Below are 26,499 nucleotides of genomic sequence, written 5' to 3' on the forward strand. Positions count from 1 at the left end.
ACATCGGGTGGGGCTCATCACGCCTTCACGTACGCGGTTTTGACGACGGTGTAGAACTCCCGCGCATACGTGCCCTGCTCTCGCGGACCGTAGCTCGATCGCTTGCGACCGCCGAACGGCACGTGATAATCGACACCCGCGGTCGGCGCATTGACCATCACCATTCCCGCTTCCGCATGCCGCCTGAAATGGCTCGCGTATTTGAGCGACGTCGTGCAGATGCCGGCGGCAAGCCCGTACGGCGTATCGTTGGACACTGCGAGCGCTTCTTCGTAGTCTGCGACCTTGATGACCGATGCGACCGGGCCGAATACTTCTTCCCGGTTGATACGCATCGTATTGTCGGTCCCGATGACGAGCGCCGGGCGCATGAAGTAGCCCCGCGTCGGACGCTCGACCCGTTCACCGCCCAGCACCTGGCCGCCCTCTTCTGCGGCAATCTTCAGATACTTCAGGTTCTGTTGCAGTTGACGATCATCCAGCACCGGTCCGATCTGCGTCGCCTTGTCCAGCGCATGTCCCACCACCAGTTCGGACGCCTTGCGCTGCAGCGCGGCGACAAATTGCCCGTGAATGGCCGACGTGACGATCAGACGCGACGACGCCGTGCATCGCTGGCCTGTCGAGAAGAACGAGCCGTCAAGGGCCGCCTCTACCGCAACGTCGAGGTCCGCGTCATCGATGACCACCAGTGGATTCTTGCCGCCCATTTCAAGCTGCACTTTCTTGCCGCTCGTCACGCACTTCACCGCGATCGCCCGCCCCGTGCTCTCGGACCCTGTGAAGCTGATTGCGTCGATGTCCGGTGACGCGACCAACGCTTCGCCGACCACGCGCCCCGGTCCGAGCAAAAGATTGACCACGCCGGCCGGCAAACCCGATTCTTCGAGAATCTTCACCAGTTCGGTGGCGCACGCAGGCACTGCCTCGGCCGGCTTGATAACAACGGTATTTCCATAAGCAAGCGCGGGCGCGATCTTCCATGCGGGAATGGCGATCGGGAAATTCCACGGTGTAATCATGCCGATCACACCGAGCGGTTCCCGTGTCACTTCGACCGTCATACCCGGCCGCACCGACGACACCACCTCGCCACCAATGCGCAGCGCTTCGCCGGCAAAAAACTTGAAGATGTTGCCCGCGCGGCCCACTTCCCCGATCGCCTCGGGAAGACGCTTGCCCTCCTCGCGCGCGAGCAACGTCCCTAACTCTTCTTTGCGCTGAAGGATTCGGGTTCCCGCGGCGTCGAGAATGTCGGCTCGCTGTTGTGGAGTCGTCAGCGACCACGAGCGGAATGCGTGACGCGCCGCGGCGATCGCGTCGGCGACCAGCGCATCATCGGCGAGCAGGGCCTCGCCCACGACGTCGGACAGATCCGACGGGTTGAGGTTCGGCAATGTGCTCGTCGTACCAAGCCATTCTCCGTTAATGAAGCTGCGATATTGCGACATACTGGTTTCCCTCAGCGAGAAGCGGCTTTCCGATGGACCGGCACGCAATGCCCCCGTCGCTGAGTTTGCAAGTGATGCTGGCAGCGCGAATCCGCGGATTCGCGCTGCCAGCAGAATGGATTGACCGTCTCTGCTGAGGTTCCCACCGCAACCGCGCCTCACGGCACGATTAGCGGGTACCTCAGATCAGTTGGACAGCGCGCGTACGTTGGCGATGGCCTGTTCGACGATCGCCACGACTTTCTGACGCTCCTCGCCTTCGAGCTTCAGGCGGGGCGCCTTGACGTTTTCCGGGTAGCCGGCCGTCATGTTTTCCGCCAGCTTGATGTACTGAACCAGCTTCACATGCACATCCAGGTGGAACAGGTCGATCAGCGCGCGATAAAGCTCGCGCGCCTTGACGAAATCACCCGCCACGGCCAGGTTCAGCAACTCGACCGATTCCTTCGGCATGGCGTTCGCCATGCCCGAGACCCAGCCCGTTACACCCAGTGCCGCCGATTCCAGCACGAGGTCGTCAACGCCGCAGAACACCGCGAAGCGATCGCCGAAACGCTTCAACAGGTCCGTCACGCGGGTGGTGTCGTACGTTTCTTCCTTGATCGCGACCACGTTCGCTTCGTCTTTGAGCTGGTCCATCAGATCGGGGCGCATGTCCACACCGTAGCCGCGCGGATTGTTGTAGATCATCAGGCCAAGCCTGGTGGACCGTGCGATCGTGCGATAGAACTCGACGGTTTCGCGGTCATCCGAGCGGTACGTCAAGCCGGGAAACACCATGAGACCCTGCACGCCGATTGCCTCGGCGTCCTGAACAAACTGGACAGCCAGCGCGGTGCTCGTTTCTGCGAGACCCGAGATCACGGGCACGCGGCCAGCAACGGTCTCAACGGCCAGTTTCAGCACCGTACGCTTCTCGTCCGCGGTGAGTTGGGCATTTTCACCGACCATGCCCATCATCACCACACCGCCGACACCGTTCTCGATCAGGCGGTTCAAACCGCTTTTGATCGCTTCGTGATCGAGCGAACCGTCATCCTTCAGTTTGGTCGTGACAGCGGGGAAAACACCTTTCCAGTTGACTTGCATGGCTACACCTTTAAAAGAAAATTGAAACACAAGCGGGCAGTCCCGCGGTTTAAATCGAGGTCGCGGGGGCCTCGCTATTTCCTGAACCGTCCTATCGAGTAAGCGTCGAGAGAGATTCCGGGCGTACGATTGGCGAGCAGATCGGCAACGAGCGCGCCGGTGGTCGCACATTGCGTCAGGCCGAGATGCCCGTGACCAAACGCGTAAATAATGGAAGGCACGCGGGGCGACCGGCCGATAACCGGCAGCGAATCGGGCGTGGCCGGACGGTGCCCCATCCACCTCACCGCGCCCTGATCGTCGATGCCGGGCAGGAATCGCTTGCCGAGCGTGAGAAGCGCGTCGCTGCGCCGATAGTTCGGCGGTGCTTTCAGTCCGGCAAACTCGGCCGCGCCGCCAATACGCAAACCGATGTCGAGTGGCGTGGCCACGAACTTGCGCTCGGCAAAGATCACTTCGCGCGAAAGGCTGATTCCATGCTCGGGCAACGTAGTGTTGTAGCCACGCTCGCTATCGAGCAGCACGCGATCACCAATGGAATTCGCCAGACCGGCAGACCATGCGCCCGTGGCAACGACGAGGCGCCGGCCACTCACCCGTTCACCGTTCTCCAGTACCGCTGCGGGCAATAAAGCATTGGAAGGGTCGAGCGCAGTCACGCGCCCGGCGATGAACTGCGCACCCAGCTCGCGAACACGATTGCGCAATTGAGTGACGAGTTGCTTCGGATCGCCAATATGCGACCAGTCTTCGAGAAACACGCCGTGTTTGAAAACCGGCGCGAGCGAAGGCTCGCAATCGCGAACTTCGGCGGCGCTCATCGTCTTCCAGCGCACGCCCAGTTCCCGCTTGAACGCCCATTCAGCGGCGTCGGCCTTGAACGCTTCATCGGTTTCGTAGACAGTCAGTGCACCGCGGCGATAGAACGTATCCATCGCCCCGATGTCCTCGAACATCGGCACGAGGTCGTCATATACGCGGTTATTGAGTTTCGCGAGGGCATGGGAAATGGAACGGAACCGATCCTGGTTGCCCGTTTTCTGGAACTCGATGAACCAGGGCAATGCGGCCGGAACATGCTTCCAGTCCAACGAAAGCGGACCGAGCGGATCGACCAGCCACTTTGCCGCCTTGAAAAACAGCCCATGCACTGAAATCGGCGTGCTTTCAGTTACCGCAATTCCGCCCGCATTTCCATGCGACGTGCGATCCCCTTCGAAATCCGGATCGACTATCGCCACGGTGGCGCCGTCTTTCAGTATCGACCACGCGCAGGCAAGACCCACGATGCCACCGCCGATAACCACAACGTCAGGTGTCGCTCGTGAGGCATGAGTGTTAATTTGCATTTCCAGTTCTTCAAGATTGAATCGTCGCGGGCTATCCGTCAGAGGCCCGCGGCAGGCCGGGAATGACTTCGACCCAGGCACCGCGAATGGCTTCCACTGCCCCTTCTTACATGTGCAGACGATCTTGATGAAGTCGTCAGTCTTTGACCCGGCGGCGTAGTGTCCGTCACACTTACCGCCGCCAGGCCGGCCTGCCAGATAACTTTCAAACAATGACACGAGGCGGAAACATCTACCCGCCCCACCCTCGGGTCTTACACCTGCTCCATATGATCCGGCTCGCCGAGCTCGCGCAACCGGTCAAGGCTGGCTTCGAGCGGCACGACGGCAAGCTGGGCAAATACGAGTGCCAGACGCACGTCCGCGTGGTCGTACTGGCCCGCGCCGGCCAGCAGGTTCATGGTGCCGATCGTCACACCGTTCTTGCGCACCGGTATGTTGAGGACGCTCTCGCAACCGATCGACCACAACACTTCGTACTCGGAGAACACTGCCTTGATATCTTCACGGGTCGAACCAATGAACATGTCGCCCCGGTGCAGCACGTGATCCGCCCACATGCTCCGGGTTACGCGCTTGAAGCCGCCGACCGGATTGATGTCAGGCCGGTTGCTATGCAGGCGCCCAAGCCGGCTGGACTGTTCGTCATATGCGAGTACCGTGAACAGGCGCTGGCCATAAACCTGGGTCAGCGCCTGCTCGATCGTTTCCCAAACGACCTCCGCCGGCTGTCCTTCCTGCAATGCACTGGCGACGCTCGCCAGCGCGGGCAGGATAACGTTCGGATTACTATTCGACATGGTGGTTCCGTGAACTATTTGGCTGTTTTCAGGGAAGCGCCCGGCAGATCATCGGCGAGGCTGTACTCGTCCGCCGTGATTTGCTCCAGCGTTTTTCCGCTGGTGGACACGCCGAGTATGAGCACCGCAAGCGCGCCAACAAGCAGGATGACCGTCGTCATGCCGAATACGCCGGCAAAGCCCCAGATCGGATAAACGTAGCCCACGAGCATTGGCGAACAGATCGCGCCTATACGGCCAAACGCCGACGCCGTGCCCATACCCGTCGCACGCAGATGCGTGGGAAATACTTCGGGCGTGTAAGCGTATTCGCCGGCGTTGACACCGTTCATCGAGAACGACATGGCAATCGAAGCGAGCACGATTGTCAGGTCACTACCGGCAAACGCAAGCCAGATTCCCGAAGCGCAGGCGAGTCCCATGTAGGTGACGATCGTCGTTTTGCGCCCGAGCTTTTCGCAGAAGTAAGCCGACGAGTAGTAACCCGGAATCTGCGCGAGATAAATCGCGATCGAAACGGAGAAGCTCTTCGTAATCGTCATGCCGTGCTGCACGAGCAGGCCTGGAATCCAGACGAAGAACGCGTATGAACAGAAAGTCACCGAGAGCCAAAGGCACCACGTCATCAGCGTCGTTTTCGCAAGAGGCGGCTTCCAAAGAAGCTTCAGATTGCCGAAGAACGAACCCGAATATTCGTGAAGGGTCGCGTCGCCCGCGACGGGCACCACGGGCGGAAGCGTCACCCCCGAGCGCTCGATCTGCCGCTCGATGTCCGTTACTACCGCGGCAGCCTCTTCGTGACGCCCACGTGTTTCGAGCCAGCGGGGCGACTCGTGAAGCGAGCGCCGCCACCAGAGCAGAACGATCACCGGCAGCGACACGATCACCAGCGCGATACGCCAGCCTTCCGGGTTCAGCGGAATGACAAAGTAGCCGATCAGCGCGGCCGCGACGAAGCCGAACGAGAAGAAGCCGGCGAGCGCACCGGTAAAAGCACCGCGATAGCGATTGCTGACGAACTCGACGAGGAACGGCGCAATGATCGCCCCTTCCGCACCCATGCCGATGCCGGCAATCGCACGCAACAATGCGAACGTGTGCCAGTCATTCACAAACGCGTTCACGAATGTGAGCACGCAGAAGAACGTCAGTGCCCACATCATCACGACGCGGCGGCCGAACCGGTCGCCGAGCAACCCGGCAAAAAGTGCGCCGACCAGGAAGCCCACATAAGTACTGCTGCCGAGCAGGCCGGTCTCGAAGCTGGTCAGATGCCATTTCGTACGGACCACCGGCAGGATGAAGGCGATGATTGCCGCATCGATGGCTTCGAACATGAAGCCGAGTCCGCCCATGATGAGCAGCTTGAAATGGAAGCGGCTGAACGGCAAGCGCTCGAGCCGTGCTGCGATCGGTGACATGTAAGCCTCCATTGGGAGAGAAGTGACGCGGAAGCGGCGTTCGACCACATCCCGCATCTATGATACCAATATCCTGTATCCAAAATACGGTGTCAACGAAGAATTTCCCTGACGGCCGATTCTTGAACAGGGTTTACCCTTTTTTAATGCGTGCTAGCCGACTGTAGCGAAGGCCGGTCGACGGAGATCGGAAGGAACGGTGGCGGCGAGGCGAGTCAGAAACTGTGGCGTACACCCACCCGTACGGCGACCTGATTTCCGGTCGAAGAAGGCGTCAGGAAAGAAAGCGCGGCCACGGCCTGTTTGCCTGTGGAGTCGGTCCCCGTTGCGTGCTCCCACGAGGTGGTCGCATATACGAGCGTTCGTTTGGAGAGCGAATACTGAGTGCCCAGATTGAGCTGCCCATATTTAGCGGATTCCGCCTTGGTGTAGTCGTACGACGCGCCGAGGAGCAACGCCGGCGTAACGTTATACGTGGCCAGTGCTTCGAAATTGTTGAACGTCGCCGTTCCGGAAAATGGCGTCGACGAAGTCCGGACCACGTCCTCGAAACGGGTGTTGGTGTAAGTGAAACCCAGCAATGCGGCACCGATGCGGTAATTGACGCCCGCGCCGGCCACCTGCAACGTGTGCGCCGACGTGTAGCCGCTAAAGGTCGGATTCGTGATCGGATTGGCGAACGCCGTTCCCGCAACGGGATTGGCGGTCGCGTCGTAGATCGATGTTGCCGGGTTATTGATTCGCGAGAACACCGCGCTCGCGCTCAACGCACTGTTCGTATAGACGAGGCTGACCGACTCCTTCTTGCTGTTGGAAAAGTCGCCGGCCACGCCACCGAAGCTGAACAGTGCGGACAGTTTGAAACCGGCATAAGTCGGCGAGAGGTATTTGATGGAGTTGCTCAGCGAGTAATCGCCCCAGACGTTGTCCACGTCCGCGGCGTGCGCGGCCAGAATGCCGCCAAAGCGGCTCGACGCCGAGAGCGGCAGCAGCGAATCGAGGACGAGATCGTATTGGCGCCCCATCAGCAGCGTCCCGTACGGCGAGCCCAAACCCACGTAGGATTGCCGGCCGAACAGGCGTCCGCCGTTATTGAATTTGCCGGTATTGATGTCGAACCCGTTTTCGAGGCGTGCAATCGCACTGTAGCCGCCGCCCAGATCCTCGTTGATCAGGAAGCCCCACTTGCTGCTGCCCAGCGCGCCGTTCGACGCCTGGTAGTTGTGATGGCCACCCTGATTGTTGGTGAAGGTCAGGCCGTCGTCCAGCGCGCCATAAAGCGTGACCGAACTTTGTGCATGGCACGATAGCGTCGCCGCCATCAATGCGGTCATACCAAGAAGCTGCTTCTTCATCGTGAATCTCCTTTTTAATTAATTCGTCATACTGAGTTTATGGATGGGGAATCAATCGGACCGGTTGTCGGCGGGCGCGCGCGGGTAGCGTCACGAATCGCGATGGGCGCCCTGCCCCAATCACGCAACGCTCCGGTTGTGACCAACGGCAACGATCCGCGCACGAGGCAGCGTCGAGCCAGCGCCTGCATGTTTCGTTTGCCGATTCACAGATCCTCCCCGGCCGTCAACGGGAAACGGCACGGTCCGAATTCGCAGACAATATCTTGGATCCAATATAATTGGTCAAGCATTTTCGCGGAGTCAGGCCGGCCGCGTTGCCGAAACAGGGCCGCCCGATCAAACACACAGTTCGTCAAGAAACTGTAGGCATGCTTCCTGCGCTGTGTCGATGACGGCACCGGAGTGCGAAGATCGGAAGATCGCAGCGTCAAATGCAATCCGGTCCGTCCCGCGTCGAATCTTCACGCGACCCGGTCGGGCGATGTCGACGAGCCTCATGCTGCCAGGAGCTTCACATCGGGTGTCGAGCTAGCTGTATCGCCGGTTGATACGGGAACGCAGATGAAAAAATTACTGGAAGATAAGCCGTGGGCAGTCGTTCAGACGATCCGGTCGATCATCGCCACCCCTGCCAGTGCGAAGTTAAGGCGGTCCCAATACAAAGCATTTTCGCGCCAGGTTCCGCTTTTATATGTGCTTCTTGTCGTCAATACGGCAGCGGTGGTCTTCACCCATTTCCGGGTAGCGCCGCGCTGGCTCGCGGTTTATTTACCGCTTGCCCTGTGCGCGGCCTGCGCCGGACGGATCGTGCTGTGGCTGCGGGCCCGCAAAGCTGAACCGCCCGACGAGGTGATCGCCCAGCGCCTGCGCAATACCTTGCGGCTTACGGCTTTATTCGGCGCCGCGTTCACCGTCTGGGGTCTTTTGCTGTTTCCGTACGGCGACGCCTACGCTCAATGCCATGTGGTGTTCTATATGTCGATCACGGTGATCGGCTGCATCTTCTGCCTGATGCATATGCGCGCCGCCGCGCTACTGATGACATGCATCGTGGTCGCGCCTTTTGCGGTGTTTTTCCTGATGAGCCAGCATGCCGTGCTGATCGCCATCTCGATCAACATGGTGCTCGTTTCCGCCGTGATGATCGTCATCCTGCTGATTTACTACCGCGATTTCGCGAATCTTGTGGAATCGCAGCGCAAGCTTCTGATCAAGCAGGCGGAGACCGAGCGTCTCAGCATGGAGAACCTCCGGCTCGCCAATCTCGACGGGCTGACGGGACTACCCAATCGCCGCCGTTTCTTCTCCGACCTCGACAAACTGCTTGTGACCGCCAGCGCGACCCGCACGGGCATGGCCGTCGGTGTGCTCGACCTCGACGGGTTCAAACCGATAAACGATCTCTACGGCCACCATTTCGGCGACCGGTTGCTCGAAGAAGTCGGGCGCCGTCTTGCATCGCTTTCGTCGCCTGGCCTGATTGCCGCCCGCGTAGGCGGCGACGAATTTGGGCTCCTGTTTGGCGGCGACGTCAGTCAGGCGAGGCTGCGCGAACTGGGCGCCGCAATCTGCGCTACGCTGCAGCGGCCCTATGAACTGACGGACGTCACCGCGCGTTTGACTGCATCGCTCGGCATCGCGGTTTTCCCCGAGGCGGGCACCACAGCGGTAGAGTTGTCTGAGCGGGCGGACTATGCGCTGTCTTTTGCGAAAAATCATCGCCGTGGCGCAACGGCGATATTTTCCCGTGAACACGAAACGCAGATCAGGCGGTGCAATGAAATCGAACAGGCCCTGAAACTGGCGGACTTCGAGCGCGAGATCTCCGTATTCTTCCAACCCATTTTCGACATCTCCTCCAAAGGAATAGTGGCTTTTGAAGCACTCGCGCGATGGACAAGTCCTTCACTCGGCACGATACCGCCCGTGGACTTTCTCGCAGCGGCAGAGAAAACCGACATGATCCATTCAATGACGCATGTTTTGCTGCGCAAAGCCCTGGAGGCCGCGGCGACGTGGCCGCCGCAGATGCGCATAGCGTTTAATCTTTCGGCTCGCGACGTCAGTTCCCCCGAGGCAATCGACGGCGTGATCCGTACCGCGCTAGCTAGCGGCGTGGCCCCTGAACGGATCAATTTCGAAGTGACTGAAACGGCGCTCATCAAGAATGTTTCGAGTGCGTGCGAAACACTTGGCGCCCTGAAAAAACTCGGAGCGGAAATTTCTCTCGACGACTTCGGTACTGGATACTCCAGCCTGAGCTATGTTCACCGGCTTCCTATCGACAAGCTGAAGGTCGACCGCAGTTTCATTGCGGATATCGTGGACGATGCGGCCGCCCGTGCCGTCGTCAAGAGCATCGTGGACCTGTGCAGGAACCTCGGCCTCACCTGTGTTGTAGAGGGCGTCGAAACCGCATCGCAGGTTAGCGTTCTGCGGGGACTGGGCTGTACCGTCATGCAAGGGTACTTCTTCGGCAAACCGGTGGCGGGTGCGGACGTATTGCAGTCGTTCGTGATGAACGGCTCTGTCACGGCTCGAAGTGCGGCTGCATCAACGCTTTGAACCATTCGATGAAAGCGACGAGCCGGCGCGAGCGTTGCCTCCTGTGCGGATAGAGCGCCGAGACCGCCATTGGCGCCGCCCTGAATTCAGGCATCACTTCCACCAGCGTGCCGGCGTTCAACAGATGCTGCACGTCGAAACGCGGAATCTGGATCAGTCCAATTCCTTCGCAGCAGCAGGAAATGTAATTCTCCGCGTTATTGACGATCACCCGGCTGACCACCGGAATCTGCGCCTCGCGACCAGCGGCGAGGTAATCCCACGGCAGTTCGCGGCCTGTCGTCGGCGATGCATAGCCGACGCACAGATGCCCGTCGAGCAGATCGTCGGGGCGTTCGGGCACGCCATATTCGCGCAGATAGCCCGGACTCGCGCAGTTGATCATGGCGATGTTGCCGAGCGATTGCGCAACCAGATTGCTGTCGTACAGCGTGCCCACGCGAACGGCGCAGTCCACGCCCTCCTGCACGAGATCGACCGCGCGATCGGTCGAGTTCAACGCCAGCCGCAACGCGGGGTGGTTGCGCAGCAAACCCGGCAACGCCGGCACGACGAGACGGCGAGCAATACGGCTCGGCATGTCGACTTTCAACTGTCCGGAGACCTGCCGTTGCCTGATCTGAAATAACTGATCGATCTCCTCTACATCGGTCAGCAGCGCGCGGACCCGTTCCCGCAATTGCGCACCATCGGCCGTGAGTTGCACGCGGCGGGTAGTGCGATGCAATAGCCGCACGCCGACGCTCGCCTCCAGTTGCTGGACGGCCGCCGACACCGACGCACGCGGCAATTCCAGCGCGTGCGCGGCTTTGATGAAGCTGCCCATATCGGCCACCTGGATGAACACACGGTATTGATCAAGTTTATCCATTGAACGTTATGACCTTGATGTGCCGCTTTCGATTTTCGTGCTTCATTGCAGGCACTGCATGGCGGTGATTGCAGGGCCGGCCGGCGGCATGCCGCCGGCCACGCAAGCACCATCACTTCGTCGTATAGCCGCCATTGACGAGGATGGTCTGGCCGGTGATCCACCATCCGTCGCTGACCAGATGGCGGATAAACGGTACCACGTCCTGAATGTCGGTCAGGCCCGTTCTGGAAAACGATGATAGCGCCGCGGCGGTCTTATGGTAAGCGACCGCGTCTTCGCCTTCGGCAGGATAAAAAAACGGCGTGTCCATCGGTCCCGGGCCTACGGCGGTGACCGAAATGCCGCGCGTGCCATATTCCCTTGCGGCCGCGCGCGTGTAGTGCTCGACAGGCGCCTTGGTGCCGGCGTACGCGGCGTAGAACGGCGTGAATGCACCGAGCAGAGACGTGACGAGCGTGACGATCTTGCCGTTGTCGTTGACGTGCTTGCCCGCTTCCTTGAGAAAGAAGAAAGCGGTCTTCGAATTGACCGCGGTCATCTCGTCATACTCGGCCTCGCTGATCTCGACAAACGGTTTTTTCAGCACCTTGCCGACTGTGTTGATGGCAATGTCAGGCTTGCCGATCGCGGCCGCCGCATCGGCGAACAGTTTCTCGACCGCGCCCGCGCGGGTCAGGTCCGCCTGAAACGCCACCGCTTCGGCGCCCGCGGCGCGGATTGCTTCGACCGTGGCATCGGCTTGCGCCCGGCTGCCGGCACTGTTGTAGTGAATTGCAATGGCTCTCGCGCCCTGGGCGGCGAGATCGCGGGCGATCAGGCCGCCCAGGTTTTTCGCGCCACCGGCTATGAGCGCAACCTTGCCCTTGATGGAATGGTCTGCCATGCGAATGTCCTCAATGTTCGGGGAATTCAAGTCTACGCAGCATCCGGCACGGAATAAGCCGCCGTGCGCTGGATGGATTGTCCAGAAAATGTGTCCAATTGCGTGAGGCGGTCATATCCGGCCGCCGGCATACGCACCGGGTGAACCTTGGCGCATCCAGCATGGCCACGCGGCAAATCGTTAAATCGCGCTTCTGGTTAGCCAGCCGTCGTAACCTGTCGAAATAAACCCGCTCGTTCGTGGAAGGTGGTTTTCCGCGAAATGCTGCCACAATACCTGCGAACCATCGCCGGAATGCAGAATCGGCAGGCTGGCGTGCTTTCCGTCACGACCGGATACTTCATGAACGATGAAAGTTAACTGGACTCTTGCCGTTGCCTCAGGGGCGATATGTCTATGGGCCTGCCCCGCATCCGCTCAGGAATTCGCGCTATACACGGGACCGTTGACGGGCGAGCATGCGCATTCCTACGCTTGGTCGATGGACTATACGGAAGGATTCGGGCAGTACCTTGCGGGCAGCATTACGTGGCTCAATGAAGGACATATTCCCGATCATCACCGCGACGGCCAGCTCGTCCAGGTGTGGGGCCGGCTGCCGCTTGCACAGCGGCGTTTCGTCGTCGCGCTCGGCGTTGGCCCGTACCGTTACTTCGACACCGAAGCGGCGGAAGAAGGCAAAGGCTATTCGAATACGCATGGCTGGGGCGTTGTCTACAGTGCGCGCGCCACGTGGTATTCGTCCCGGCGCTGGACAGCCAATCTGCAACTCAATCACGTACAGGTGACGAACGGGCCGTCGACCACGGCGGTCATGCTCGGCATCGGCTATCAACTGGATGCGCCCGAGACGCCCGGCCCGCGTGATTTTGCCCTGCCGCGCACGCAAAAAGTCACGAACAACGAAGTGACCTTCATGGCCGGCACGACCATTCTGAACAGCCTCGAGTCGCAATCATCGGCGGCGGAGGCAATCGAATACCGGCGCGGGCTGACCCACTATCTCGACGCGACGCTGGGCTACCTGCACGAAGGCAATGGCTTGACCGCGCGGCGCGACGGCGCGACCGCACAACTCTGGCTCACGCGCGCCTTTTTCGACGACCGCCTGACACTCGGTATCGGCGCGGGCGCGTATGCCGCCATTCATCACGGCGATTCGAACGACAATCGCGACACGGGCGACGGCATACTGTCCGGCCTCGTTTCGGTGTCGGCTTCGTATCGGGTCACGCGGCACTGGGCGGCGCGCGTAACGTGGAACCGCGTGGTCACACGCTACAGCCGCGACACCGACGTGATTCTCGGCGGCATCGGCTACCGGTTCTAGTCGGCGCCAGAACCAGCAGACCTGTGTCACCCGCCCGACCAGACGACTCATATCGCGCTCGCCGCGCGCACCACCTCTTGTTATAATTCTTTCATCAAATCGAACAAAACATAACGCCCATCCACACACTGCGCGCCAGGACCTCCATGCTGAAACCCGACCGCCTCCGCGCCCTTGCCGAAGCATTGACAAGGCAAAACGTGATGCGCCTGCGCGACGCCGCCGGCCTGCTCGGCGTTTCGGAAATGACTGTCCGGCGCGACATTGCGGGCAGCCCCGAACGGTTCACGTATCTCGGCGGCTATATCGTCAGCGCCACCGACGTACCCAATAACGCCGGCTATTCACTCGAAGAAGAAAAAGACCACTTCGCGCAGGCCAAGGCCGAAGCGTCGGCGGTCGCGGCGGGACTCATCGGCAACAACGAAACGCTGTTCATCGATTGCGGCACCACGCTCACCACGCTGGCCCGGCTGATTCCGCTCGAGCGGCATGTCACGGTGGTGTGCTATTCGTTGAACGTCGCCGAAATTCTGCGGCGCAAACCGAATGTGCGAATGATTCTGCTCGGCGGCGTCTACGTGCCCTCGTCGGATTCGTTCGCCGGCGAAGAAAGTCTGGAGATGTTGCGCCGCATGGGGATCAACAAGGCGTTCATTTCAGCGGGCGGCGTGGATACCGCGCGCGGCGTGACGTGCTGGAATTTTCATGAAGTCGCACTGAAGCAGGCGGCGATGGCGAGCGCGGTAGAACGGCATCTGGTTGTGGACCAGAGCAAGTTCGGCGTAGTCAAAGCGGTGCGTTTCTCGCAAGTCGACGACTTCGACTCCATCATCACCGAGAAAGGCCAGCAGCTCCGCAAGCGCCGGTAAGCGTGCTTGCGGCCTTGCTTGCCGCCTTCTGCATCGCGCGCGGCCTGCATTGTAGAAGCCGCGCGTCGCATCTTCAACTCTTGCGCTGCAACGCGAACAGCGTACCCGCAATCAGAATGAACGCGCCGATAATCACTTTCTGCCAGGTGCTCGGCACATCCACCAGAATCAGCACGCTATTGATCAGCGTGACCAGCGCCACGCCGAGCAATGTGCCGGCCACCGTGCCCGTGCCGCCCGTAATGCGCGCTCCGCCCAGAATCACCGCGGCGATCACATCGAGCTCCGAGCCCACCAGATCGAACGGATTCGCGAGCCGGTTGTTCGAGACGTGCAGAATGCCCGCAATGCCGGCGAGCATGCCGGTATAGCCGAACACGAACAGATGGATCGCGCGCAGGTTGTAGCCGAGCCGCTCGGCGATTGCGAGGCTGCCGCCCATTGCATAGACGCCGCGGCCCATCATCGTGCGGTTCAACAGCCACCAGGTGAGCACCGCGGCCGCCACCAGCGCCACCACCGACACCGGCAGAACGGCGCGCAGGCCGTCGGCGGTGTGATAGAAAAACAGCGGAATGCGGCCGAAATGATCCATGCTGCGCGGAATGTTCATGAAGAACGTCGTGCCGATAAACGTCAGCAGCAACCCGCGATACAGATACTGCGTGCCGATCGTCACGATCAGCGAAGGCGCCTTCAGCCGATGCACCAGCAGCCCGTTGACAACACCGAGCACGACGCCGCCGAGCGCACCCGTGAGCAGGATCAACGCAAACGGCGCATCCGGCCACCAGGCGAACACGGCCTTGGTGATGCCGTACATCGTCAGCGCGGCAATCGCGGTGAATGATACGTCGATCCCGCCGGACGCCAGCACCACGAGCGTGCCCAGCGCAAAAAGCGACATCGTGGTGGCCGAGTGCAACAGGTCGAATAGCGTCGCGAGCTGGAAAAACCGCGGATTGATCGCGCCGACAATCAGGCACGTCACCGCGATCAACGCGACGGTAAACCATTCGGGATTGCGCGCGAGCCTGGCCCGCAAGCCCGGCGGCTTGACCTCGGGAGCGACTTCGACGATGGTCGGGGTGGTCATGGTCTGGTTCAGGCGCGAATCGATGCGCGAGTTCATGAGTGGATACGTCCTTTATGCGGCTTCCGAAAGCAGCGCGTGATACAGATCGGCTTCGCTCAACGTGGCGGCCTGGTATTCTCCGGCCACGCGCCCTTTCTTCATCATCAGGATGCGGTCGCAGTTCTGCAGCAGTTCGGGCAAGTCGTCGCTGATCAGAATGATGCCGATGCCGCGTTGCGACAGGCGCTGCATGATGCGGTAAATGATGTCCTTCGAGCCCACGTCCACGCCCACCGTCGGTCCATGCAGAATCAGCACGCGCGGGTCGATCGCGAGCCAGCGTCCAATCAGCACGCGCTGCTGGTTGCCGCCCGAAAGCGATTGCACGGGTTTGTCCACACCCGGCGTGGCGATCTGCAGATCCTTCACCGTCTGCTCCGCGAGCGCCTGTGCACGGCTGCGATCCACCTGGCCGAAGCGGTCGCGCAAACTGGAGATCATCGCGGTGATCACGTTGTCGCGAATCGACTTGTCGAGAAAAAGCCCTTCGTTCAGGCGGTCTTCCGGGACATAGCCGATGCGGTGCTCCTTCGCGTCCGAAGGTGTGCGCAGAGAAACGGCCTTGCCGTCGAGCAGCACCTGCCCGGATTGCGCGGGCGCGACACCGGCAAGCGCACGCGCGAGTTCGTTGCGCCCCGAATCGAGCAGCCCTGTAATGCCCAGAATCTCCCCGCCGTGCAGCGCGAACGACACATCGCTGAACTGGCCGGCGCGCGTATAACCCCGCACATCGAGCACGACGTTCTGCTCGCATGCGCCCTCGCGATAGCGCTCGTTCGACAGATGCCTGCCCGTCATCAGTTCGCTGATCTGCGCTTTGGTGAATTGCGCGATCGGTCCTTGCGCCATTTTCTGTCCGTCGCGCAGCACGATCACCTCGCCGCCGATCGCGTAGCACTCGTCGAGCTTGTGGCTCACGAACAGCACGGTGACACCCTGAGCGCGCAGATTGGCGAGCACGGCAATCAGATTGTCGACTTCCTTCTGCGTGAGCGACGTGGTGGGCTCATCCATGATGACGAACTTCGCCTCGCTGGCAATCGCGCGGGCAATCGCCACGAGTTGCCGCGTGGCGAGCGGCAATTGCTCGATCAGCGTCGCCTGAAACTCCGCAGTGCCGGGCAGGCCGACCGCTTCGAGCGCGCGCGCGGCCGTGCGCGCCAGCTCGCGCCGGTCGAAGGTGCGGACCAGCTTGCCCGCGTGCGTGGCCAGCTCGGACGTGAGCGCGACGTTTTCGGCCACGTTCATGTTGGGCAGCAGCGAGAGATCCTGATAAACGGTTTCAATGCCCGCGGCGAGCGATTCGAGCGCGGAGAGCCGCGCATGCCGCACGCCTTCGATCACGAGTTCGCCTTCGTCGGGCGGCTGCGCGCCGGAGATGATCTTGATGAGCGTGCTCTTGCCGCAACCGTTTTCGCCGAGCAGGTGATAGATCTGGCCGCGTTCGAATGACAGACTCACGCCGCGCAGCGCATGCACGCCGGTGAAGCGCTTGTGCACGCCGACAACCTGCAGGAACGGCAGAGACGCTTCGGACTGCGGTGAATTCGGCAAAGCCGGTGAAATTGCGTCCTGATTCATGGTGGCGAGTCGCAAGTTGAGGCGTCCCCGTGGGGACGCCGTGATGCATGAAACAACATGAAACAACATGAAACCAAAACCGCAAGCGGCGGGCAATCAGAACGGATACTGCTTGTAGTTCGTCTTGTCGACGTTCACCCAGCCCTGCCCGCGCACGATGATGCCCTTGCCCGGCCCTTTCGCAACCGTGACCTTCGTGTAACCGGGAATGCCGAGGTCGGCGCCGTTCTCCACCGTCTTGCCGTCGATCAGCATTTGCGCGATCTTGTTCATCGCAATGCCCGCGAGTTTCGGATCCCAGAACGCAATGCCGTTGATGGCGCCGCTTTCGAGGAACTTGCCGGCTTCGGTCGGCAGACCCGTGCCGTACACGCAGATCTTGCCCTGCATGCCGGCCTCTTCGACCGCGCGGCCAATGCCGATCACGTCGAGCGAAGACGAGCCCTGGAAGCCCTTCAGATCCGGATGCTTGCGCAGCACTTCTTTCGCGACTTCATAGGCGCGTTCGCCGTCGTTGTTGGTTTCGAGCTTCGGCTCGACCAGGTTCATCTTCGGATATTTGGCCTTGGCGTTGCCGATGCCGCCGTCCGCCCATTGCACCTGCGAGCGGCTGCCGAGCGAGCCGACCAGCACGGCCCACTTGCCGTCGTCGTGCATGCACGAGGCGAGCCGTTCGTTCAGGCCGGCGCCGTAGGCGGTGTTGTCGAACGCTTCGATGTCGACCATCGTGTTCTTCTCGTTGTCGGCCTCATGCGTGACGACCTTGATGCCGCGATCCATCGCCTTTTTTAGCGCCGGTTCGAGCGTCGGCGGATCGTAGGGCACCACGGCAATCGCGGTGACCTTTTTGGCGATCAGGTCTTCGATGATCTTCAGTTGCTGAGCCGCATCCGCGCGGCCGGGGCCGGTCTGATACGCGGTGACGCCGGGATTGTCTTTCGCGAACTGCTTGACGCCGTCGTCCATCCGGTTGAACCAGTTGATGCCGGTCACCTTCACGACCGTGACGATCGTTTCGTTCGTGGCGGCCTGCGCGGCGGCGATCACGCCAATCGTCAGCGCGCCTGCTGCGAGCGCGGCACCCAGTCGAGTCAATTTCATGCGATGTCTCCTTTTTGGTTCGATGTCGCCCATTTCACCGTCACGGACAGCCAGGGCTCGTTGTCCGCCGTGTACTAAAACGCCGTGTACTAAAACCTTGTCGCGTGCCGGCTAACTTCCAGGCGCCGCGCCCGAACGACTGCCGCCTGCCCCGCCGCCGAAGCCGAAAATCGCGCGCACCCGTTCACCGCCCGCAAACGCGAGCGACAGCAGCAACAGAAAACCCCACGCGCAATCGCCGAAAAACTGCGACACGCCCATCAGATTGAACAGGCTGGAGAGAAACTGCAGCACCGTCGCGGCGAAAAACACGCAGATGATGCGGCCATGCCCGCCCGCGGGATTCACGCCGCCCATCACCGCGATCAGGATCGCGATCAGCAGATAGGAGTTGCCGTAGTCCCATTTCGCGCTGGACGTATGCGTCGCGCTGATCAAGCCGGCCAGCGAAGCGAGTACGCCGCACATCGCATACGTCGTGATCAGCATGCGCGCGCGCGGAATGCCGGCGTAGAACGCCGCCTTCGGATTGGTGCCCATCAGATAGAGGCGCAGGCCGAATGGACTGCGTTTGAGCAGCCACCCCAGCACGATCACGGCTGCGATAAAGATGCAGAAGGCGATCGGCACCTGAAACACCGTACCGTTACCGATATTCGACAACGGGTCCACGTAATCGACATGCACGGAAGCGCCATTGCTGAGCACCACCGCGAAGCCGGTGAACAGCAACTGCGTGCCGAGCGTGCAGAGAATCGGCGTGAGTCTGAGGCGCGCGATCACCACGCCGTTCAGCAGGCCGCCGAGCAAGCCCATCGCCACCACAATCACGCAGAAGAGCGACGTGTAGAGCGCGGGCGAATCGTCGCCGTTGACGAAGCGCGGCACGACCAGTGCCGCGACCATACCCGACAGATTGGCGAGCCCGACGCCGGACAGATCGATCCCGCCGTTGCCCGACACCATCGAAAGCATGATGCCGAGCGCGAGCAGGCCGAGTTCGGGCAACTGGCCGCCCATCGACTGCAGATTGTCGATATCGACGAACTGGCCATGCGAGAGCCACGTCGCGACCAGCACGACGAGCACGTTGACGATCAGCAGAAAATTCAGTTGCCGGTCGCCGAACAGTTTTCCAGCGGTGAACGAAGACTTCATGGTGAGGACACGCTCCTTCAAGCTTCGCAATCGGTCAGCACGGCTGGGACACGCCCGCCGGCTGGTTCGGCTGTTTCAGAACCTGGTTCACTTCGTCGAGCGTCGGCATGGAAGGCGCCGTGCCCGGACGTGTCACGGAAATGCCCGCGAGTGCGCAGCCGAAACGCAATGCGGTCATGGCGTCGTCGCCGCGTGCGAGCGCGGCCGCGAAGCCGCCCGTGAAGCCGTCGCCGGCGCCCGCGGTTTCCACCACGCGGCCGCAGTGATAGGCGGGCACGAGGATCGATTGCGCCGCCGAATGCAGCAGCGCGCCGCCCTCGCCCAGCGTGACGATGACCGTGCCGACGCCTTTGGCGAGCAGCACGTCGGCGGCACGGCGGGCGTCGTCGGCGTTCGCGATCGGCACGCCGGTGAGCGCGGTCGCTTCGGTTTCATTCGGGGTGATGTAGTCGCACAGCGGGAAGATGCCGTCGTCGAGCGGCAACGCCGGCGCCGGATTGAACACTGTGATGACGCCGTGCCGGCGCGCCACTTCGAGCCCGCGGCGCGCGGCCTCGAGCGGCTGTTCGAGCTGCGTGACGAAAACCCGCGCGGCGGCGATGTCGGCTTCGATTGCGTCGACATCGGCGGGCTCCATCGTCCCGGCCGCGCCGGAGGCGACGATGATCGCGTTCATGCCGGTGTTGTCGTCGACGAAAATATGCGCCGCGCCCGTCGAGACGCCTTCGATCACCGACGCGCGCGCCGTGATGCCTTCAGCGGCCCACGTGGCGCGCGCAATCGCGCCGAACGCGTCGTTGCCGATGCGGGTGCAGAACACCACGTCGGCGCCGGCGCGCGCGGCCGCCACCGCCTGATTCGAGCCCTTGCCGCCCGGCCCCATCGCGAACGCCGAGCCCGCGATGGTCTCGCCGATCTGCGGCATGCGACCGGCGCGAAACGTCAGATCGGTGACGTAGATGCCGAGAATGACGACGCGTCCCTTTGCGCGTGCTTGCGTAGACGTGTTCATGCGCGTTCCCCCTGATCCTGAACAGCCGGGTTCAAGGGAAAGTCGTTCGCAACCCGAAGTGCGCACGGCACCTCGGCATTGAACTGCAGATCCAGATTTTTCAGCACGTTGTCTCCTCCATTTTCTGGTTGGCGTGCGTGTCTTTCAGACGTTCCGTACAGTGGCCGATCAATCGCCGTACGGTATCCAGATGTTCTTGACCTGCACCGCCTGGCGCAGGAACGGCCGGCCTTCGCTCGAACGGTCGAACCAGTCGAACTGGCGGCCGTGATCGACGAACGTCCGCTTCAGATTGCCGACCGATTCGCGTTCGACCAGCGTCCAATCCGCCGCGCCGCCAAAGCACCAGACTGCGTCCACGTCGTCGTGCTTTGCGAGCGCCGGCAGCAGCGCGCCGCGTTCGCCGGTGACGATGTTCAGCACGCCGCCGGGCACATCCGAGGTCTCGGCCACCTGGTAAAAGTCGGTGACCGTGAGCGGCGACGCCTCGCTCGGCAGCACCACCACGCGGTTGCCCATAGCCAGCGCCGGCGCGGCCAGCGAAATGAAGCCGAGCAGCGGCGCTTCGTCCGGACAGGCAATGCCGATCACGCCGAGCGGCTCATGCATGGCCAGCGCCACACCGCGCAGCGGCGGCGTATGCACGGCGCCGTCGAACTTGTCGGCCCACGCTGCGTACGTGAAAAGACGCTGCACCGAGGCGTCCACTTCGGCGCGCGCCGCGGCTTGCGCCGCACCGTTTCGCACCATCAGCTGGCGCACGAATTCGTCCCCGCGCACGGCCAGGTTTTCGGCCAGATAGAACAGCACCTGCGCGCGGTTATGCGTGCTTGCCTGCGACCACTTCTGCGCCGCGCGGGCCGCTTCGACCGCGTTGCGGATGTCCTTGCGATTGCCCGCGGCCACCTCGCCGACGGGCGTGCCGTCCGGCGCATGAACCGGCAGCGAATAGCCGCTGTCCGGCCGCGCCTGCTTGCCGCCGATAAAGAGCTTCGCGGTGCGGTCGATCGACGTGACGTTGGACAACGCATCGACCGTGGCCGCGCTGCCGCCCGCGCTGCGCGCCGTGCGGCGCTCCGCAAGATTGAGCCACGCCCGCGGTTTCAGATATTCGTAGATGCCCTCACGCCCGCCCTCGCGGCCGTAACCCGATTCGCGATAGCCGCCGAAGCCGACCGCCGCGTCGAACAGATTGGTCGCATTGATCCAGACGACGCCGCATGCAAGACGCGGCGCGACGTCGAGCGCGCGGCCGATGGTCTCGCTCCACACGCTCGCAGCGAGTCCGTAACGCGAGTTGTTGGCGAGCGCGATCGCTTCATCAGGGGTACGAAAGCTCATCGTCACCAGCACCGGGCCGAAGATTTCTTCCTGCGCCAGCGTGGAAGCCGGCGCCACGCCGGTCACGAGTGTCGGCGGATAGAAGCAGCCGCCGCTGGGCATGGTCGTCTCAGGCGATTGCCAGACCGAGCAGCCTTCGCGCCGGCCGGTTTCCACCAGCGACTGGATGCGTTCGAGTTGCACCGGATCGACGATCGCGCCGAGGTCGATGCTCTTGTCGAGCGACGTACCCACGCGCAGCGTCGCCATGCGCCGTTTCAGCTTCGCGATGAACCGCGCCTCGACACCTTCCTGCACGAGCAGCCGCGAGCCCGCGCAGCACACCTGCCCCTGGTTGAACCAGATCGCGTCGACCACGCCTTCCACCGCGCCGTCCAGATCCGCGTCGTCGAACACGATGAAGGGTGACTTGCCGCCGAGTTCGAGCGTCAGCGATTTGCCGGAGCCGGCCGTGGCCGAGCGGATCAGCCGGCCGACTTCCGTCGAGCCGGTGAAGGCGATCTTGTCGACCTGCGGATGCTCGACCAAAGCGGCGCCGGTGCGTCCGTCGCCTGTGACCACGTTCAGCACGCCGGCCGGCAGACCCGCGCGATGCGCGAGTTCGGCGAACAGCAACGCGGTGAGCGGCGTATATTCGGCCGGCTTCAGCACGACGCAGTTGCCCGTGGCAATAGCCGGCGCGATCTTCCACGCGAGCATCAACAGCGGAAAATTCCACGGCACGATCTGACCGACCACGCCGAGCGGCGCGTAATCGGCAAACTCACTCTCCTGCAACTGCGCCCAACCCGCGTGATGCAGGAAGTGCCGCGCCACCAGCGGCACGTCGATATCGCGCGTCTCGCGGATCGGCTTGCCGTTGTCGAGCGCTTCGAGCACGGCGAAGAGCCGGCTATGGCGCTGAACCATGCGCGCGAGCGCATACAGATGCCGCGCCCGGCCCGCGCCGCCCAACGCGAACCAGCCCGGCTGCGCGGCACGCGCGGCGGCCACCGCGGCGTCGATATCGGCAGCATCGCCCTGGGCGATATCCGCGAGCCGCTCGCCCGTTGCGGGCGCGTGCGAGGCAAAGCGCTCGCCGGCCGCGGGCGCATGCCACGCACCGCCGATGAAATGCCCGAAACGCTCCTCGTGCTGCGCCAGCCAGGCGCGCGCGGGTTGATCGTCCTCGGGTGCGGGACCGTACTCCATCGATGAAAAATACTCGGCTACGCTCATGGGATCGGTCTTCTGTTCAGGCTACGGGGTGACGGTTGAAAGCGGAGTAACGGCCGCTCACGTAGTGTTCGAGCTGGCGTTCGATATCGGCCAGCAGGCTCGACGCGCCGATCCGGAAGAGCTCGGGTTCCAGCCACGCACGGCCGAGTTCTTCCTTCATCAGGATCTGGTACGACAGCACCGACTTCGCACTCGACACGCCGCCCGCCGGCTTGAAGCCGATAAGCACGCCGGTGCGCTCCTGGTATTCGCGGATCATGCGCACCATCACGAGCGACACGTCCAGCGTCGCGTTGACGCCTTCCTTGCCGGTGGATGTCTTGATGAAGTCGGCGCCGGCCATCATGCAGACCATCGAGGCGCGCGCCACGTTCGAGAGCGTGCGAATATCGCCGGTGGCGAGAATGGTCTTCAGATGCGCCGGACCGCAGGCCGCGCGGAAGTCGCGCACTTCGTCGTAGAGCGCCTGCCAGTTGCCGGTCAGCACATATTCACGCGTAACGACAATGTCGATTTCCTGCGCGCCGTCCGCGACCGACGCTTCGATCTCTTTCAGCTTCAGCGGATGGGGAATCAGCCCTGCGGGAAAACCCGTGGATACCGCCGCGACCGGTATGCCGCTGCCGTGCAGTGCATCGACCGCCGCCGCGACGAAGCGGTGATAGACGCACACCGCTCCCGTCGTGATGCCTTGCGGCGCGATGCCGAGCGCTTCGAGCAGATCGGTGCGCACGGGTTGACGCGCCTTTGCGCAAAGGCGGCGCACGCGGCCTTCCGTGTCGTCGCCATTGAGCGTGGTGAGGTCGATGCAGGTAATGGCTTTCAGCAGCCAGGCGGCCTGCGCATCTTTCTTGACGCTGCGGCGCGTGCCGAGCGTGGCGGTGCGCCGCTCCACCGCCGACTGATTGACGCGCAAGCCATCGAGCCACGAGGCCTCGAACGGCATGCCGGGATTGCGCACCGGATGAACGAGCGGTGTGCCGCGCAGCGCGACGACCGATGAAGACTGCAATGGGGCTTCTGGCATAAGACATCCGGAAATATGACGCGACGCACAACAGCCGCCGACGATTTGTTCGCACTTATGCTACAACGATTGATAGAATCATAACAAGCTTTGCGAACAATCGTTACATCAACAGGTACAGAAGCCCGTTGAACGCCTGTGAATGTTATTGACGCACCATATTCATGATGCGAAGATCACAACACGGTTTCGGCCGGACAGCGTCATACAAAGAAAAGAATGTCGTCGCGTGGACGAAGGAGACATGCCAGATGAGTGAGCCGGTTGCGGTCGCGGCCGCGTCATCGCCTCAGGTTCCATTGATCCGTGTTGCGGGCGTCACCAAGCGATTTGGCGGCGTGCAGGCGCTGCGCGGCGTCGACCTCGAAGTGTTTCCCGGTGAAGTGCATGCGCTGCTCGGTGAAAACGGCGCGGGCAAGTCCACGCTGATCAAGATCCTCAGCGGCGTGCATGCATATGACGACGGCGTGATCGAAATCGCCGGCCACAAAGTCGCGTTCGACTCGCCGGCGCAGTCGCGCGACGCGGGTGTCGCCGTGGTCTACCAGGACCTGAGCCTTGTCGAATCGCTCTCGGTCGGCGCCAATCTCATGTTGGGACGCGAGCCGCGCACGCGTCTGGGCTTCGTGAAGAACCGCCTGCTCATGGCCACGGTCGGCGAATTTTTGCGCTCGCATGGCATCCCGCTCGATCCGAAGACACCGGTCGGCGCGCTGCCCTTCGCGTACCGCCAAATGACCGAGATCTGCAAGGCCCTGATGGGCGACGTGCGGGTGCTGATACTCGATGAACCCACCTCCGCATTGACCGGCGGCGAAGAGCAGATTCTGTTCGACGCGATTCGCGCGGTCACGGCTCGCGGCGTGGGCGTGATCTATGTGACGCACCGGTTGAACGAGGTGTTCCGCATTTCGCAGCGCGTCACGGTATTCCGCGACGGCGCCAATGCCGGCACGTTCGACACAGCAAAAACGGATATGAAGCAACTGGTGGCGGCGATCGTCGGCTCCGGTCATGCCGCGCTGCAGGCGCGGCAGAAAACGGCCGTGGGCGACGGCGCGATTTCCCGAGCAACGGCAAGCGCGTCGGCGATAGCCGAAGCAGCCGCCGATGCCACGGCTGCGCCCGTGCTCAAGTTATCGAACGTCAGCAACGACCGGCTGCGTCACGTCGATCTCCTGCTTCGCCGCGGCGAAATTCACGGACTCGCGGGATTGATCGGCAGCGGGCGCACCGAGATTCTGCAAACCATCTTTGGCCTTCGTTCGGTCGACGCCGGCGCAATGGAGATTGACGGGCGAGCGCGTGCGCGCATCACGCCCGCCGAGGCCATTCAGCTCGGCGTCGCGCTGGTGCCTGAGGACCGTCATCTCGAAGGGCTCGTGCTCGATCATTCGATCGAACGCAATCTGACGCTGCCGCGCCTGCCGCATTTTTCCCGCTGGGGATGGCTGCGCAGTCAGGCCGCCGTTCAGCAGGCGCGGCGCTCCATGAAGGAACTGTCGGTGAAGGCGCCCGGCCCTTCCACGGTGGTCAAATTTTTATCCGGCGGCAATCAGCAGAAAGTAGTCTTCGCGAAGTGGAATCACCCGCGCCCGCGGGTTCTTCTGCTCGACGAACCGACTGTAGGCGTGGACGTCGGCGCGCGCGAGGAAATCTACGGCGTGGTCAATGACGCCGCCCGCGCGGGCACCGGCGTGCTCGTCGTGTCTTCGGACCTGGATGAACTCCTGCGCCTGTGCGACCGGATTTCGATTGTCGCGGACGGCTCGATCGTCAAGACCGTCGAGCGCGCCGAACTCGCCAACGCCGAAGCGCTGCATCACCTGATCCAGCTTTCCCGCTCTTCCATCGAGGCGCAAGCAATATGAACGAATCCGTCTCGCCGCTGACGTCCGAACGGCAGGCATCGCCGCCGCAGAAAAGCCGGTTGCGGCGCATCGCGCGCGCTTTGCTGCAAGGCGACCGCCCCTATGCGCTTTATGCCGCGTTCGCGATTCTGCTAGTGGTGTTCAGCTTCGCGTCGCCGTGGTTTCTATCCATCGACAACTTCCTGAATATCGGCCGGCAAACCGCGCTCGTCTCGATCATCGCGATCGGCATGACCTTCGTGATCATTGCGCGGCAGATCGATCTTTCGGTGGGCTCGACGTTGGCGCTCTCGGGCATGTCCGCGGCGCTGGCCATGACGTATCTGGGCAACAACTGGGTCATCGGCGCGCTTGCGGGTATCGGCACCGGCGCGATAGTCGGCGCGATCAACGGGATCGTGACCACGCGCGTGAACATTCCTTCGTTTCTCGTCACGCTCGGCACACTGAGCGCCGCGCGCGGACTCGCGCTGATGGTCACGACCACCAAGCCCGTGATCATCGACAACGACTCGTTCATCGCGATCTTCGGCGAGGGCGATATTTTCGGCGTGCCCGTGCCGATCATCTGGACGGTGCTCGCCGTGATCGCCGGCATTCTGCTGCTGCACTACAGCGTATTCGGCCGGCAGATCTATGCGGCGGGCGGCAACCCGACCGCGGCGCTGTACTCGGGCATCAACACGCGGCGCGTGACTACCCTCGCCTTCATTCTCACCGGCATGCTGGCCGGGCTCGCCGCGCTCGTGCTGTCGGCTCGCTCGCATGCGGCGCGGCCCGACGTCGTGCAGGGCATGGAGCTGGACGTGATCGCCTCCGTCACGCTCGGCGGCTGCAGTCTGTTCGGCGGCCGCGGCTTCGTGCTGGGGACGCTGCTCGGCAGTCTGATCATCGGCACGCTCAATAACGGGCTGGTGCTGCTCGGCGTCAGTTCGTCGCTTCAGTTGGTGATCAAAGGCGTGATCATCGTCGCGGCGGTGGCTTTTACGAGGAAATAGCAAGGCAGTGGACGTGAAGATGTGAAGAGGCAAAGACTTGAAGACGTGAAGCACAGAGATGAAGA

Annotated in this window: 20 protein-coding genes; 5 read left to right on the plus strand and 15 right to left on the minus strand. The window is 62.2% G+C overall.

Going from position 1 to position 26,499, the window contains the following annotated elements; all coding sequences use genetic code 11:
- Positions 1-17: 17 nt before the first annotated feature.
- The 6 genes from BXE_RS29985 to BXE_RS30010 form a co-directional block, all read right to left on the minus strand.
- The gene (locus tag BXE_RS29985; RefSeq protein WP_011491870.1) at positions 18-1,451 is read right to left on the minus strand and encodes an aldehyde dehydrogenase family protein; all 1,434 of its coding nucleotides are present in this window, start codon (positions 1,449-1,451) and stop codon (positions 18-20) included.
- A gap of 186 nt (positions 1,452-1,637) precedes the next feature.
- A complete protein-coding gene (locus BXE_RS29990; RefSeq protein ID WP_011491871.1) occupies positions 1,638-2,540 on the minus strand; it encodes a dihydrodipicolinate synthase family protein in 903 nt (300 codons plus the stop codon).
- Between the two features lie 74 nt (positions 2,541-2,614).
- Positions 2,615-3,883, minus strand: coding sequence for an NAD(P)/FAD-dependent oxidoreductase (locus BXE_RS29995; RefSeq protein WP_407668640.1), 1,269 nt, complete (start codon positions 3,881-3,883; stop codon positions 2,615-2,617).
- A gap of 260 nt (positions 3,884-4,143) precedes the next feature.
- Complete coding sequence (locus tag BXE_RS30000; RefSeq protein WP_011491873.1) at positions 4,144-4,689, minus strand: GAF domain-containing protein; 546 nt, start codon at positions 4,687-4,689, stop codon at positions 4,144-4,146.
- Positions 4,690-4,703: 14 nt separating this feature from the next.
- Entirely contained in the window at positions 4,704-6,110 is a 1,407-nt protein-coding gene (locus BXE_RS30005) for an MFS transporter (protein WP_011491874.1), read from the minus strand.
- Positions 6,111-6,325: 215 nt separating this feature from the next.
- On the minus strand, positions 6,326-7,465 hold the full coding sequence (locus BXE_RS30010; RefSeq protein WP_011491875.1) for a porin: 1,140 nt from the start codon (positions 7,463-7,465) through the stop codon (positions 6,326-6,328).
- 564 nt (positions 7,466-8,029) lie between these two features.
- Between BXE_RS30010 and BXE_RS30015 the strand changes: the two genes are divergently transcribed.
- Entirely contained in the window at positions 8,030-10,033 is a 2,004-nt protein-coding gene (locus tag BXE_RS30015; protein WP_011491877.1) for a putative bifunctional diguanylate cyclase/phosphodiesterase, read from the plus strand.
- Here the strand turns inward: BXE_RS30015 and BXE_RS30020 are convergent.
- Together BXE_RS30020 and BXE_RS30025 are read right to left on the minus strand one after the other, a co-directional pair.
- Positions 9,999-10,904: a LysR substrate-binding domain-containing protein gene (locus tag BXE_RS30020; RefSeq protein ID WP_011491878.1), complete on the minus strand. Its 906-nt coding sequence runs from the start codon at positions 10,902-10,904 to the stop codon at positions 9,999-10,001. The two genes, BXE_RS30015 and BXE_RS30020, sit on opposite strands and share 35 nt — an antisense overlap.
- A gap of 112 nt (positions 10,905-11,016) precedes the next feature.
- Positions 11,017-11,790, minus strand: coding sequence for an SDR family oxidoreductase (locus BXE_RS30025; RefSeq protein WP_011491879.1), 774 nt, complete (start codon positions 11,788-11,790; stop codon positions 11,017-11,019).
- Between the two features lie 349 nt (positions 11,791-12,139).
- On the opposite strand from BXE_RS30025, the gene BXE_RS30030 reads away from it, so the two are divergent.
- Together BXE_RS30030 and BXE_RS30035 are read left to right on the plus strand one after the other, a co-directional pair.
- Positions 12,140-13,120 carry a hypothetical protein gene (locus BXE_RS30030; protein WP_011491881.1) on the plus strand — a complete coding sequence of 327 codons (981 nt, stop codon included), beginning with the start codon at positions 12,140-12,142 and terminating at the stop codon, positions 13,118-13,120.
- Between the two features lie 146 nt (positions 13,121-13,266).
- Positions 13,267-13,992 (plus strand): DeoR/GlpR family DNA-binding transcription regulator, encoded by a 726-nt coding sequence (locus tag BXE_RS30035; RefSeq protein WP_011491882.1) that lies wholly within the window; start codon positions 13,267-13,269, stop codon positions 13,990-13,992.
- A gap of 73 nt (positions 13,993-14,065) precedes the next feature.
- On the opposite strand, the gene BXE_RS30040 is transcribed toward BXE_RS30035, so the two are convergent.
- The 7 genes from BXE_RS30040 to deoC form a co-directional block, all read right to left on the minus strand.
- Entirely contained in the window at positions 14,066-15,124 is a 1,059-nt protein-coding gene (locus BXE_RS30040) for an ABC transporter permease (RefSeq protein WP_011491883.1), read from the minus strand.
- A gap of 15 nt (positions 15,125-15,139) precedes the next feature.
- Positions 15,140-16,708, minus strand: a complete 1,569-nt coding sequence (locus tag BXE_RS30045) for a sugar ABC transporter ATP-binding protein (RefSeq protein ID WP_049782289.1) — start codon at positions 16,706-16,708, stop codon at positions 15,140-15,142.
- 96 nt (positions 16,709-16,804) lie between these two features.
- Entirely contained in the window at positions 16,805-17,809 is a 1,005-nt protein-coding gene (locus BXE_RS30050) for an autoinducer 2 ABC transporter substrate-binding protein (protein WP_011491885.1), read from the minus strand.
- A gap of 111 nt (positions 17,810-17,920) precedes the next feature.
- A complete protein-coding gene (locus tag BXE_RS30055) occupies positions 17,921-18,967 on the minus strand; it encodes an ABC transporter permease (RefSeq protein ID WP_011491886.1) in 1,047 nt (348 codons plus the stop codon).
- 34 nt (positions 18,968-19,001) lie between these two features.
- Positions 19,002-19,979: a ribokinase gene (rbsK, locus tag BXE_RS30060; RefSeq protein WP_011491887.1), complete on the minus strand. Its 978-nt coding sequence runs from the start codon at positions 19,977-19,979 to the stop codon at positions 19,002-19,004.
- A gap of 168 nt (positions 19,980-20,147) precedes the next feature.
- Positions 20,148-22,538: an aldehyde dehydrogenase family protein gene (locus BXE_RS30065; RefSeq protein WP_011491888.1), complete on the minus strand. Its 2,391-nt coding sequence runs from the start codon at positions 22,536-22,538 to the stop codon at positions 20,148-20,150.
- Positions 22,539-22,554: 16 nt separating this feature from the next.
- Entirely contained in the window at positions 22,555-23,565 is a 1,011-nt protein-coding gene (deoC, locus tag BXE_RS30070) for a deoxyribose-phosphate aldolase (RefSeq protein ID WP_011491889.1), read from the minus strand.
- A 251-nt stretch (positions 23,566-23,816) separates the two neighbouring features.
- Here deoC and BXE_RS30075 point away from each other — a divergent pair, with 251 nt between their 5' ends.
- Positions 23,817-25,436 carry a sugar ABC transporter ATP-binding protein gene (locus BXE_RS30075; protein WP_011491890.1) on the plus strand — a complete coding sequence of 540 codons (1,620 nt, stop codon included), beginning with the start codon at positions 23,817-23,819 and terminating at the stop codon, positions 25,434-25,436.
- Positions 25,433-26,434, plus strand: a complete 1,002-nt coding sequence (locus tag BXE_RS30080; RefSeq protein WP_011491891.1) for an ABC transporter permease — start codon at positions 25,433-25,435, stop codon at positions 26,432-26,434. The genes BXE_RS30075 and BXE_RS30080 overlap by 4 nt, the downstream gene beginning before the upstream one ends.
- Positions 26,435-26,499 lie beyond the last annotated feature (65 nt).

This window comes from Paraburkholderia xenovorans LB400 (assembly GCF_000013645.1).
Classification (GTDB): Bacteria; Pseudomonadota; Gammaproteobacteria; order Burkholderiales; family Burkholderiaceae; genus Paraburkholderia; species Paraburkholderia xenovorans.

Excerpts from the sequence above, each read along its gene's own strand:
- BXE_RS29985 (WP_011491870.1), bottom strand. The coding sequence starts at position 1,451 with ATGTCGCAATATCGCAGCTTCATTAACGGAGAATGGCTTGGTACGACG.
- BXE_RS29990 (WP_011491871.1), bottom strand. The coding sequence starts at position 2,540 with ATGCAAGTCAACTGGAAAGGTGTTTTCCCCGCTGTCACGACCAAACTG.
- BXE_RS30000 (WP_011491873.1), bottom strand. The coding sequence starts at position 4,689 with ATGTCGAATAGTAATCCGAACGTTATCCTGCCCGCGCTGGCGAGCGTC.
- BXE_RS30005 (WP_011491874.1), bottom strand. The coding sequence starts at position 6,110 with ATGTCACCGATCGCAGCACGGCTCGAGCGCTTGCCGTTCAGCCGCTTC.
- BXE_RS30010 (WP_011491875.1), bottom strand. The coding sequence starts at position 7,465 with ATGAAGAAGCAGCTTCTTGGTATGACCGCATTGATGGCGGCGACGCTA.
- BXE_RS30015 (WP_011491877.1), top strand. The coding sequence starts at position 8,030 with ATGAAAAAATTACTGGAAGATAAGCCGTGGGCAGTCGTTCAGACGATC.
- BXE_RS30020 (WP_011491878.1), bottom strand. The coding sequence starts at position 10,904 with ATGGATAAACTTGATCAATACCGTGTGTTCATCCAGGTGGCCGATATG.
- BXE_RS30025 (WP_011491879.1), bottom strand. The coding sequence starts at position 11,790 with ATGGCAGACCATTCCATCAAGGGCAAGGTTGCGCTCATAGCCGGTGGC.
- BXE_RS30030 (WP_011491881.1), top strand. The coding sequence starts at position 12,140 with ATGAAAGTTAACTGGACTCTTGCCGTTGCCTCAGGGGCGATATGTCTA.
- BXE_RS30035 (WP_011491882.1), top strand. The coding sequence starts at position 13,267 with ATGCTGAAACCCGACCGCCTCCGCGCCCTTGCCGAAGCATTGACAAGG.
- BXE_RS30040 (WP_011491883.1), bottom strand. The coding sequence starts at position 15,124 with ATGAACTCGCGCATCGATTCGCGCCTGAACCAGACCATGACCACCCCG.
- BXE_RS30045 (WP_049782289.1), bottom strand. The coding sequence starts at position 16,708 with ATGAATCAGGACGCAATTTCACCGGCTTTGCCGAATTCACCGCAGTCC.
- BXE_RS30050 (WP_011491885.1), bottom strand. The coding sequence starts at position 17,809 with ATGAAATTGACTCGACTGGGTGCCGCGCTCGCAGCAGGCGCGCTGACG.
- BXE_RS30055 (WP_011491886.1), bottom strand. The coding sequence starts at position 18,967 with ATGAAGTCTTCGTTCACCGCTGGAAAACTGTTCGGCGACCGGCAACTG.
- rbsK (WP_011491887.1), bottom strand. The coding sequence starts at position 19,979 with ATGAACACGTCTACGCAAGCACGCGCAAAGGGACGCGTCGTCATTCTC.
- BXE_RS30065 (WP_011491888.1), bottom strand. The coding sequence starts at position 22,538 with ATGAGCGTAGCCGAGTATTTTTCATCGATGGAGTACGGTCCCGCACCC.
- deoC (WP_011491889.1), bottom strand. The coding sequence starts at position 23,565 with ATGCCAGAAGCCCCATTGCAGTCTTCATCGGTCGTCGCGCTGCGCGGC.
- BXE_RS30075 (WP_011491890.1), top strand. The coding sequence starts at position 23,817 with ATGAGTGAGCCGGTTGCGGTCGCGGCCGCGTCATCGCCTCAGGTTCCA.
- BXE_RS30080 (WP_011491891.1), top strand. The coding sequence starts at position 25,433 with ATGAACGAATCCGTCTCGCCGCTGACGTCCGAACGGCAGGCATCGCCG.